We start from the raw sequence: 9,041 nt of genomic DNA, 5'->3' as shown, positions 1-9,041 counted from the left end.
CGGTGTTTCCAACCTTACCAGATTCTTATTCCGTTCCGTTCCCGGTTCGGATTCTGATTCCGGTGGCCGTTGGAGGGCCTTTTTGCCTTTCGGCGATCTCGACTTTATCAGAGTCTTTTCGGCCGACCTAATCGGCCGCCCTGATGATTCGGATAAAAGAATCGAGTGGCTCCGACGGGAATCCCGTTCCCATCAAGAGCGAGAGAGACTACAGTCCGCCTGGAGGGACTCGTCCCTTCCGAGGCAACCGTTGAAATCTACCTCCCCAGTGGGGCTGTGTCAACAGCTTTCCTGGGCGAAGAGGAGACTAGCAGCTCAGAGGCCCTGTACGCACATCAGGCGGCCGTGGGGAGCTCGGCACTCCGCTCCCAGTCGTCGATGTCGCCGGCATCTCCGGCGCGGGCTGCTCGACCGCCCAGGACATATACGTACGCGAGGAAGGCCAGCTCGGCGAGGACGCCGATGGCAATGCGGGCCCAGGTGGGCAGGCCGGAGGGAGTGACGAAGCCTTCGATCAGGCCCGATACGAAAAGTACGAGAGCCAGGCCCATCGCCATCCCGAGCGCCGCGCGGCCTTGCTGGGCAAGGGCGTCGCGGCGGGGACGGGGGCCTGGGTCGATGAGGGTCCAGCCGAGTCGGAGGCCGGTGCCGGCGGCGACGAACACCGCGGTGAGTTCGAGCAGGCCGTGCGGCAGGACCAGGCCGAGGAAGGTGTCGAGGCGGCCGGCGGATGACATCAGGCCGATGCCTACGCCCAGGTTGGCCATGTTGAGGAAGAGGATCCAGATGACCGGCAGACACAGGAAGGCGCCGAGCACCAGGCACATCGCGGCGGCCTGGGCATTGTTCGTCCAGACCTGGGCAGCGAAGGACGCCGCCGGATGACTTGAGTAGTACGTCTCGTACTCGCCACCGGGGCGGGTGAGCTGCCGCAGTTCCTCGGGAGCCGCGATGGCCGACTGGACCTCTGGATGGGTCCCGATCCACCAGCCGATGATCGCCGCGAGGAGGGTGGAGAGCACTGCGGTGGGGATCCACCAGTGGCGGGAGCTGTACATCGCCGCGGGGAAGCCCTGGGTAAGGAAGCGGGCCGCGTCCCGCCAGGAGGCGCGGCGGGTTCCGGTGACGGTGGCACGGGCCCGCGCGACGAGCTGGGTCAGGCGGCCCGTGATCATCGGGTCGGGGGCGCTGGACTGGATGAGCGAGAGATGGGTGGCCGCGCGCTGGTAGAGGGCCACGAGTTCGTCGGCTTCGGCTCCGGTAAGCCGGCGTCCCCTGCGGAGCAGCTGGTCCAGGCGGTCCCATTCCGCCCGGTGGGTCATCACGAAGACATCGAGGTCCATGATCGGCTGCTGCTCCCGTTGTGGTTACCACTACTGCGCGGCGCTCTTCCGGTCAGCTTGGCAGACTGACGTACTACGGGTGCCTGGCAGGTCGGTCGAGGGTCCGGGGCGAGGAGAGGTTGGGCGTGTGAGCGGGGTAGTGACGGGGGACGCGGTCGTACTGGGGCTTCAGCCTGCGAAGCTGCCCAGCCGGGCGCTGGCGCTCGCGATCGATCTTGTCGTCGTGTGGGGGGCGTATCTGCTCATATCCATAGCCCTGGCGATCGCGACGGCATCGCTTGACCAGGCGGCGGTCATGGCCGTGTCGATCGCGACGTTCCTGCTGGTGCTGGTGGGGGCGCCAATCGCGGTGGAGACGCTGAGCCATGGGCGTTCGCTGGGCAAGATGGCGTGTGGGCTGAGGGTGGTGCGGGACGACGGCGGCCCCATCCGATTCCGGCACGCCCTGGTCCGGGGTGCGATGGGAGTGGTGGAGATTCTGATGACCTTCGGGGTCGTCGCCTGCATCGCTTCCCTGGTGTCGGCCCGTGGGCGGCGGATCGGGGATGTGTTCGCCGGGACGCTGGTCGTCCGGGAGCGGGTGCCCGTGGCGCATGCCGTCCTGATGCCGGTCGCGCCGCCGTGGCTGGCAGGGCGGTTCGCTGAACTGGATCTGTCCGGGGTGCCGGACGAGCTGTGGCTGGCCATACGTCAGTACCTGGCCCGGATGCGTCAGCTCGACGCGGAGGTGAGCCGTTCCCTGGCCGAACGGCTGGCCGGTGAACTTGTTGCCAGGACGGGGGCGCCGGCACCGGTCGGGGTGTCGGCTCCGGCCTTTCTTGCGGCCGTGGTGGGTGAGCGTCAGGCGCGGGACGCGCGGCGGGCCCAGGCCGCTGCTGTGGGGGCTTCGGGGAGCGTCGGCCCGGGTCATGGCGCCGGCCCTCGCCCCGGAGTGCCCGGTGCACCGGTCCGTTCCGCCGGTCCCGTCTCCTTCCCTCAGCCCGTCGTTCCTTCCGAGGCGTCCGCGGCTGCGCCCACGCCGCCGCCTCCTCCCGCCACCGGGTTCGCGCCGCCCGCCTGAGTCACGGGAAGACCGAAGGCGGGGTTTCGAGGTCTTCGAGCTCGATGCCGGGGGCGGCGAGCACCACGTCCCCGGCGATGTGGACGGTGTGCTGTTCGCCTGTGTCCAGGGCGCTGACCTGGTATTCGTCCACGGTCAGGGGGCCGCTGTCAGTGGCGTGCGCTTCACTCTTCACCAGGGCCCAGGACTGGTCGACCGTGCGGGGGGCGAGCACTGGGTCCGTGAAGGCGACAAGGCGGACGCGGGTCGCGGGGGCACCGGGTGTGAGGCGGAGCAGCCGGGCGGTCGCGACCAGGAAGGCGGGTGACATACCGGTGAAGGCGTGGGCGCGGACGTTGCCTTCGGTGGCGTGCGTGCCGGTGGGGTCGGTACGCACCCAGGTCACTCCGTCGAGCGCGGCGCCACGGACCTGCCAGCTCGCCGCGTGGAGTTCGAGGCGAATGGGGCGGCCGAGTTCGTCGAGAGCGAGATCGACGGAGCCCGCGTGGTCTCCGGCAGGGGTGGTCAGTTGGGAGACGTAGCGCCAGCCGGAGGGGCCGGGGGCACAGTGGAAGTGCTCATCACCGAGAGGGGTGTGATCGTGCGGATCATGGAGCGAATAACGACCGCGGGGCATGGGGGTGCGTGAGTCCTCCGGGTACAGGGCAGGCCCCCGGCACGGGGGTGCGGGGGCCTGCCTGGTGCCTGCTACCGAACGGTGGTCGCGGCCGGTCCGGCATGGGACCGGCGGCTGATCAGTAGCGGTAGTGGTCGGGCTTGTACGGGCCCTCGACCTTCACGCCGATGTACTCGGCCTGCTCCGGGCGCAGGGTGGTCAGCTTGACGCCGAGTGAGGCGAGGTGGAGGCGGGCGACCTTCTCGTCCAGGTGCTTGGGGAGCACGTAGACGTCGGTCGGGTACTCCTCGGGCTTGGTGAAGAGCTCGATCTGGGCCAGGGTCTGGTCGGCGAACGAGTTCGACATGACGAAGGACGGGTGGCCGGTCGCGTTGCCGAGGTTCAGGAGGCGGCCCTCGGACAGCACGATCAGGACCTTGCCTTCGGAGAAGGTCCAGGTGTGCACCTGGGGCTTGACCTCGTCCTTGACGATGCCCGGGATCTTGGCGAGGCCGGCCATGTCGATCTCGTTGTCGAAGTGGCCGATGTTGCCCACGATCGCCTGGTGCTTCATCTTGGCCATGTCCGAGGCCATGATGATGTCCTTGTTGCCGGTCGTGGTGATGAAGATGTCGGCGGTCTCCACGACGTCGTCCAGGGTGGCGACCTGGTAGCCGTCCATGGCGGCCTGGAGGGCGCAGATCGGGTCGATCTCGGTGATGATGACCCGCGCTCCCTGGCCCCGCAGCGACTCGGCGCAACCCTTGCCGACGTCACCGTAGCCGCAGACGACGGCGGTCTTGCCGCCGATGAGGACGTCGGTGGCGCGGTTGATGCCGTCGATGAGGGAGTGGCGGCAGCCGTACTTGTTGTCGAACTTCGACTTGGTGACGGCGTCGTTCACGTTGATCGCCGGGAAGAGCAGGGTGCCCGCGGCCATCATCTCGTAGAGGCGGTGGACGCCGGTGGTGGTCTCCTCGGTGACACCGCGGATCTCGGACGCGAGCTGCGTCCACTTCTGCGGGCTCTCGGCGAGGGTGCGGTTCAGCAGCCGCAGGATGTAGCCGTACTCCTCGCTGTCCGCGGTGGACGGGTCCGGGGCCTCGCCGGCCTTCTCGAACTCGACGCCCTTGTGGACCAGGAGCGTGGCGTCACCGCCGTCGTCCAGGATCATGTTCGGGCCGCCCGTGGGGGTGTTCGGCCAGGTCAGGGCCTGCTCAGTGCACCACCAGTACTCCTCCAGCGTCTCGCCCTTCCAGGCGAAGACCGGGACACCCTGGGGGTTCTCCACCGTGCCCTCGGGGCCGACGGCGATGGCCGCGGCGGCATGGTCCTGGGTGGAGAAGATGTTGCAGGAAGCCCAGCGCACCTGGGCGCCGAGGGCGACGAGGGTCTCGATGAGCACGGCGGTCTGCACGGTCATGTGCAGGGAACCGGTGATACGGGCTCCGGCCAGCGGCTGCGAAGCGGCGTACTCCTTGCGGATGGACATCAGGCCGGGCATCTCGTGCTCGGCCAGGGTGATCTCCTTGCGGCCGAAGTCCGCGAGGGAGAGGTCGGCGACCTTGAAGTCCTGGCCGGCGGCGAGGGTCGTCATTGCGAGCTGCTCCTCTGAAGGGTCGAGGGATGGTTGGGCTCGTTCGGGGCTTGCTGACTGCTGCGGGGTCGGCGACGAACCAGGCGTACGCGTGGACACGCGCATGCCCGGACGTGCGCAGACGTCCGCAGCGCAGTCCGTCGGAGGCCCTCTCTCCCTCGGCCGGTTCGCGATATCGGACCGACCGACCGCCATCAGCAGCGACGTCTGGCTCTGGTCACGAATCTACACCGCTCGACTCGGCCCGCCACAGCCCGCCTGTGCGCCTGTCCTACCCGTCACCGGTGGTTCAGGCCGGTGACGGGTGGGTGCCGACGGAGTGCGGGCGTGGTGCCGGGGCGGCGGCTCGCGCGGGTGGGAACGCCGTCAGCAGGTGGCCGCGCGGGCGTCAGTGGTCGAGCTCGGGGCCGGGGCCGCCCGGGGACCTGGCCGGATCGGGGCCCGCCGCGGCAGCGGCCTCGCTGTAGATATCGGGCTCGACATAGATGACCCGGGCGATCGGCACGGCGGTGCGGATGCGGTCCTCGGCGGCGTTGATCGCCTCCGCGACCTGGGTCGCCGTGTCGTCGTGCCGGACGGCGACCTTGACCGCGACCAGCAGTTCCTCGGGCCCGAGGTGGAGCGTGCGCATATGGATGATTCCGGTGACCGTCTCGCCGTCCACGACCGCGGCCTTGATCTTCTCGACGTCCTCCGTGCCAGCCGCCTCACCGAGCAGCAGCGACTTGGTCTCGGCGGCCAGGACCAGGGCGATCAGGATCAGCAGGACACCGATGCAGACGGTGCCGATGCCGTCCCAGACGCCGTTGCCGGTGAGGAGCGCGAGGCTGACACCGCCGAGGGCGAGGATCAGGCCGACCAGCGCGCCGAGGTCCTCAAGCAGGACGACAGGCAGCTCGGGCGCCTTGGCGTGGCGAACGAACTCCTTCCAGGAGCGGTTGCCGCGCAGGACGTTGGACTCCTTGATGGCGGTACGGAAGGAGAAGCTCTCCGCGATGATCGCGAAGACGAGCACGCCGATCGGCCAATACCAGTCCTTGATCTCGTGCGGGTGCATGATCTTCTCGTAGCCCTCGTAGATGGCGAACATGCCGCCGACCGAGAAGAGCACGATCGACACGAGGAAGGCGTAGACATAGCGCTCGCGGCCGTAGCCGAAGGGGTGCTGCGGGGTGGCCTCCCGGCGGGCCTTCTTGCCGCCGAGGAGCAGCAGGCCCTGGTTTCCGGAGTCGGCCAACGAGTGGACACTCTCCGCCAGCATCGACGAGGAGCCGCTGAAGAGGAACGCCACGAACTTGGCTACCGCGATGGCGAGGTTCGCGGCGAGTGCCGCGACGATCGCCTTGGTTCCGCCTGACGCGCTCATGAGTGCGGGGTTCCTTCCTCGAAGCCCTTGATGTCCCTGATGCCGATTCGTCCCGTGTGTGGCGGGACGCGTTCCGGGGCTCTACCCCGGGGCACGGCGGGCCATTGTTGCAGCAGCGTGGGCGGCCGTGATCTCAGGCCGCCACTGTGGCGCGGAAGACGGTGCCCGTACCGGACAGTTCCGCCTTTTCGCCTGCCGGGACGAAGACCGACTCGCCGGGGGCGAGGCTGAGTCCGCCCGCCTCGGGTCGTCCGGCCGTCGCCAGGAGGATCTGCGGGGTGCGGGCGGTGATGTCGTTGGGCTCCGCGCCCGGCACCCGTACGAAGCGGGACAGCCGGAACTCGTCGATCGGGATGTCGTAGACCTCCTCGCCCGAGGGGGACGCTTCCGGGCGCAGTACGGCGGGTTCGGACGGATCGAAGCGGACGACGCGCAGCAGTTCGGGCACATCCACGTGCTTGGGGGTCAGTCCGCAGCGCAGGACGTTGTCGGAGTTGGCCATGATCTCGACGCCGAGTCCGGAGAGGTACGCGTGGGGCACGCCCGCTCCGAGATACATGGCCTCGCCCGGCTGGAGCACGACGTGGTTGAGGAGCATGGCCGCGATGACGCCGGGGTCGCCGGGGAAGTGGTGGGCGAGTGTGACGAACGCGGCGTACGGCCCGCCGATGCGCGCCGCCGCGGCTGCCGCTTCGTCCACGGTGTGGGCGAGCTCAGCACGGTCGGCGCTGAGCACGGCGGTGAGGACCTCGCGGAGCGCGGCGTCTTCCGGGTGGGCGTGCAGCAGGTCGACGTACGGCTTGAGTGAGTCGACGCCGAGGCCGGCGATGAGGTCGGCGGCATCGGCCGGCGAGCGGAATCCGCAGAAGCCGTCGAAGGGAGTGAGGGCGCAGATCAACTCGGGTTTGTGGTTGTCGTCCTTGTAGTTGCGGTGCGGGGCGTCCAGGGGCACGCCGGCGCGCTCCTCGGCGGCGAAGCCCTCCTGGGCCTGGGCGCGGTCAGGGTGCACCTGGAGCGAGAGCGGGCTGCCGGCCGCGAGCACCTTGAACAGGAACGGGAGCCGGGGGCCGAACTTGGCGGTGGCGGCGGCACCGAGTTCACGTACGGGATCGGCGGCGATGACCTCGTCGAGGGCCCCGCGGGCGGTGCCGGACGGGCCTCCTGGGTGGGCGCCCATCCACAGCTCGGCCTGGGGTTCGCCGCTGGGGGCGACGCCGAGGAGCTCGGGGATGAGGGTCGTCGATCCCCAGGCGTAGGGTCGCACGGTGTTGGAGAGGCGGTCCATGAACGGGGGTCCTCGGCTTGGTATGTGGCTGGTGATTGGCTTGAAGTTGCCAGTTGCGTGGCGGAAGCGGCAAGTGCCGGTGCGTGGACTCCGGGCGCGACCCGTACGGAGCCCCGCGACGCGGACCGGTGCGCGTGCCGGGCTGGGCCCGGTGCCGGGAGCGGGGTTGGGATGTGCGTCGGCTCAGCCGTTCCCCGCGCTGGTCGTGAGAGCCAGATAACCGGCGGCGAAGTCGGTCACCGCGAGCAGCTCCGCCAGGGTCTCCAGCTCGCTTCCCTCCTCCGGCTCCAGCTCGCTGATCGCCGTGTCATGGCTGAGCGCCAGCTCGCGGGCGGCGGGGGCCGCGGTGAGCGCCCCGGCCCCGTCGACGCGGTCGCGCAGCAGCAGGACGCGGGCGCGCAGCGCCTGGGGTTCGTCGACCCGGTCGCGGAAGAAGTCGTCGGGGTCCGCCCCGGCGGCGAAGCCGCCCGCGAGCAGTACGCCGTGCGCCGGAAGCGCCTCGGGGAGCTCAGCGGCGAGGGCGGGCAGTCCGGCGAGCTCGGCGATCACGGCGGCGAAGCGGCGGCCGACCGGGCCCGCGGTTCCCTCGGTCCAGATGAGCGGGAGGGTGTCGGCAAGTTCTGCGGCGAGCGTCTTGGCGGGGTTGCTGTAGGTGGCGATGGCGGGCCCGCAGCGCTCGGCCATGCTGTCGAGCCGGTCGGCGACGCTCTCGAGGACGTCGAAGGGCGCCGTGACCAGGCCCACGCGGTCGAGCAGGGCGAGCAGCGGGGTGAACAGCGCCCAGAGCGCGCCGGGGCTCGCCGTCGCCTGGGTCTCGTCGTACAGCTCGTACGGCGCGGTCGCCATCGGCACCACCATCCCGTGCACACCGTTGACCGCCTCGGAGAGCGGGGAGCGCTGCGGGGCGACGGCGACGACGGTGCAGCCGCGGCGGTAGGCCTGCTCGGCGAGCAGGGCGAGGCCCGGCTCGGTGCCGTCCGTGGTGGCGATGAGCAGCAGGTCGACCGACCCAGCCCAGCCGGGCAGCGCCCAGCGGAGCGCCCCGGCCGCGGGTGCGACACCGGTCGGGTGCAGCCGGGCGACCGGGGCCGATGCCCCGGCGAGCGCGGCGATGAGATCGGCCACGCCGGTGGCCGCGGTCCCAGGTCCCGCGATGAGGACGGCCCGGGGTCGGCCCTCGGGATTCAGCTCGGCGATTCCCGCCTCGGCGGCGTGCCGGGCGGCGGTGCGTACCCGCGCGCCTGCCTCAGCGGCGCCGCGGAGCAGTTCGCGGCGATCGGCGCGGGCGAGGGCTTCCGGGGCGTCGAGGAGTGACTCGTCGAGCATGGCGGTGGGCCTCCGATTCGCCGTACGGGTGCGGGGGCGGGCTCTGCGTGGCGCACGCAGCGTTATACGATATTACGTTGCGTGAGGTGTCGTCACGTGGGTCGGCGAGCTTCGTCCACGAGCAGGACAGGGATGCCGTCGCGTACGGGGTAGGCCAGGCCGCAGTCCTTGCCGGTGCAGATCAGCTCGGGCGTGTCAGCCGCCGTTTCGTCGCCGAGCGGGGCGTGGCAGGCCGGGCAGGCGAGGATCTCCAGAAGGCCGGCTTCGAGCGGCATAGGGGCGTCCCTTCGAACATGTCGAACATGTGGTTGAAACCCAATGCATACGTATTGGGTTTTGGCCACGTCAGCCTACCGCCGGGGGACGGCCGGCGCGGGTCGGCGGGTCGGGGTCCGCCGACTGTCCGGTGCGGTGCGTGCGGTGCGCGGTGACCTCATGGCACCGCCGCCCGGCCTGCACGGAGAACCGT

General features: G+C 70.1%; 8 protein-coding genes. 1 reads left to right on the top strand and 7 read right to left on the bottom strand.

Going from position 1 to position 9,041, the window contains the following annotated elements; translation table 11 throughout:
- Nucleotides 1-335: 335 nt before the first annotated feature.
- The gene (locus tag ACFWI9_RS30975; RefSeq protein WP_387167607.1) at nucleotides 336-1,343 is read right to left on the bottom strand and encodes a stage II sporulation protein M; all 1,008 of its coding nucleotides are present in this window, start codon (nucleotides 1,341-1,343) and stop codon (nucleotides 336-338) included.
- Between the two features lie 127 nt (nucleotides 1,344-1,470).
- On the opposite strand from ACFWI9_RS30975, the gene ACFWI9_RS30970 reads away from it, so the two are divergent.
- Nucleotides 1,471-2,403 carry an RDD family protein gene (locus tag ACFWI9_RS30970; RefSeq protein ID WP_387167604.1) on the top strand — a complete coding sequence of 311 codons (933 nt, stop codon included), beginning with the start codon at nucleotides 1,471-1,473 and terminating at the stop codon, nucleotides 2,401-2,403.
- Between the two features lies 1 nt (nucleotide 2,404).
- On the opposite strand, the gene ACFWI9_RS30965 is transcribed toward ACFWI9_RS30970, so the two are convergent.
- The 6 genes from ACFWI9_RS30965 to ACFWI9_RS30940 all read right to left on the bottom strand — a co-directional run bounded on the left by ACFWI9_RS30965 (nucleotide 2,405) and on the right by ACFWI9_RS30940 (nucleotide 8,847).
- A complete protein-coding gene (locus ACFWI9_RS30965) occupies nucleotides 2,405-3,019 on the bottom strand; it encodes a hypothetical protein (RefSeq protein ID WP_387167602.1) in 615 nt (204 codons plus the stop codon).
- Nucleotides 3,020-3,137: 118 nt separating this feature from the next.
- Entirely contained in the window at nucleotides 3,138-4,595 is a 1,458-nt protein-coding gene (ahcY, locus tag ACFWI9_RS30960) for an adenosylhomocysteinase (RefSeq protein WP_387167599.1), read from the bottom strand.
- A gap of 388 nt (nucleotides 4,596-4,983) precedes the next feature.
- Nucleotides 4,984-5,961: a cation diffusion facilitator family transporter gene (locus ACFWI9_RS30955; RefSeq protein ID WP_387167596.1), complete on the bottom strand. Its 978-nt coding sequence runs from the start codon at nucleotides 5,959-5,961 to the stop codon at nucleotides 4,984-4,986.
- Nucleotides 5,962-6,094: 133 nt separating this feature from the next.
- The gene (manA, locus tag ACFWI9_RS30950; protein ID WP_387167593.1) at nucleotides 6,095-7,246 is read right to left on the bottom strand and encodes a mannose-6-phosphate isomerase, class I; all 1,152 of its coding nucleotides are present in this window, start codon (nucleotides 7,244-7,246) and stop codon (nucleotides 6,095-6,097) included.
- Between the two features lie 183 nt (nucleotides 7,247-7,429).
- On the bottom strand, nucleotides 7,430-8,572 hold the full coding sequence (locus ACFWI9_RS30945) for an SIS domain-containing protein (protein ID WP_387167590.1): 1,143 nt from the start codon (nucleotides 8,570-8,572) through the stop codon (nucleotides 7,430-7,432).
- Between the two features lie 92 nt (nucleotides 8,573-8,664).
- Entirely contained in the window at nucleotides 8,665-8,847 is a 183-nt protein-coding gene (locus tag ACFWI9_RS30940; protein WP_387167587.1) for a Trm112 family protein, read from the bottom strand.
- Nucleotides 8,848-9,041 lie beyond the last annotated feature (194 nt).

This window comes from Streptomyces sp. NPDC127084 (assembly GCF_042724175.1).
GTDB lineage: Bacteria > Actinomycetota > Actinomycetes > Streptomycetales > Streptomycetaceae > Streptomyces.
This window is presented reverse-complemented; position numbering and strand designations above follow the sequence as displayed.

Coding starts and splice junctions, on each gene's coding strand:
- ACFWI9_RS30975 (WP_387167607.1), bottom strand. CDS start 1,343: ATGGACCTCGATGTCTTCGTGATGACCCACCGGGCGGAATGGGACCGC.
- ACFWI9_RS30965 (WP_387167602.1), bottom strand. CDS start 3,019: ATGCCCCGCGGTCGTTATTCGCTCCATGATCCGCACGATCACACCCCT.
- ahcY (WP_387167599.1), bottom strand. CDS start 4,595: ATGACGACCCTCGCCGCCGGCCAGGACTTCAAGGTCGCCGACCTCTCC.
- ACFWI9_RS30955 (WP_387167596.1), bottom strand. CDS start 5,961: ATGAGCGCGTCAGGCGGAACCAAGGCGATCGTCGCGGCACTCGCCGCG.
- manA (WP_387167593.1), bottom strand. CDS start 7,246: ATGGACCGCCTCTCCAACACCGTGCGACCCTACGCCTGGGGATCGACG.
- ACFWI9_RS30945 (WP_387167590.1), bottom strand. CDS start 8,572: ATGCTCGACGAGTCACTCCTCGACGCCCCGGAAGCCCTCGCCCGCGCC.
- ACFWI9_RS30940 (WP_387167587.1), bottom strand. CDS start 8,847: ATGCCGCTCGAAGCCGGCCTTCTGGAGATCCTCGCCTGCCCGGCCTGC.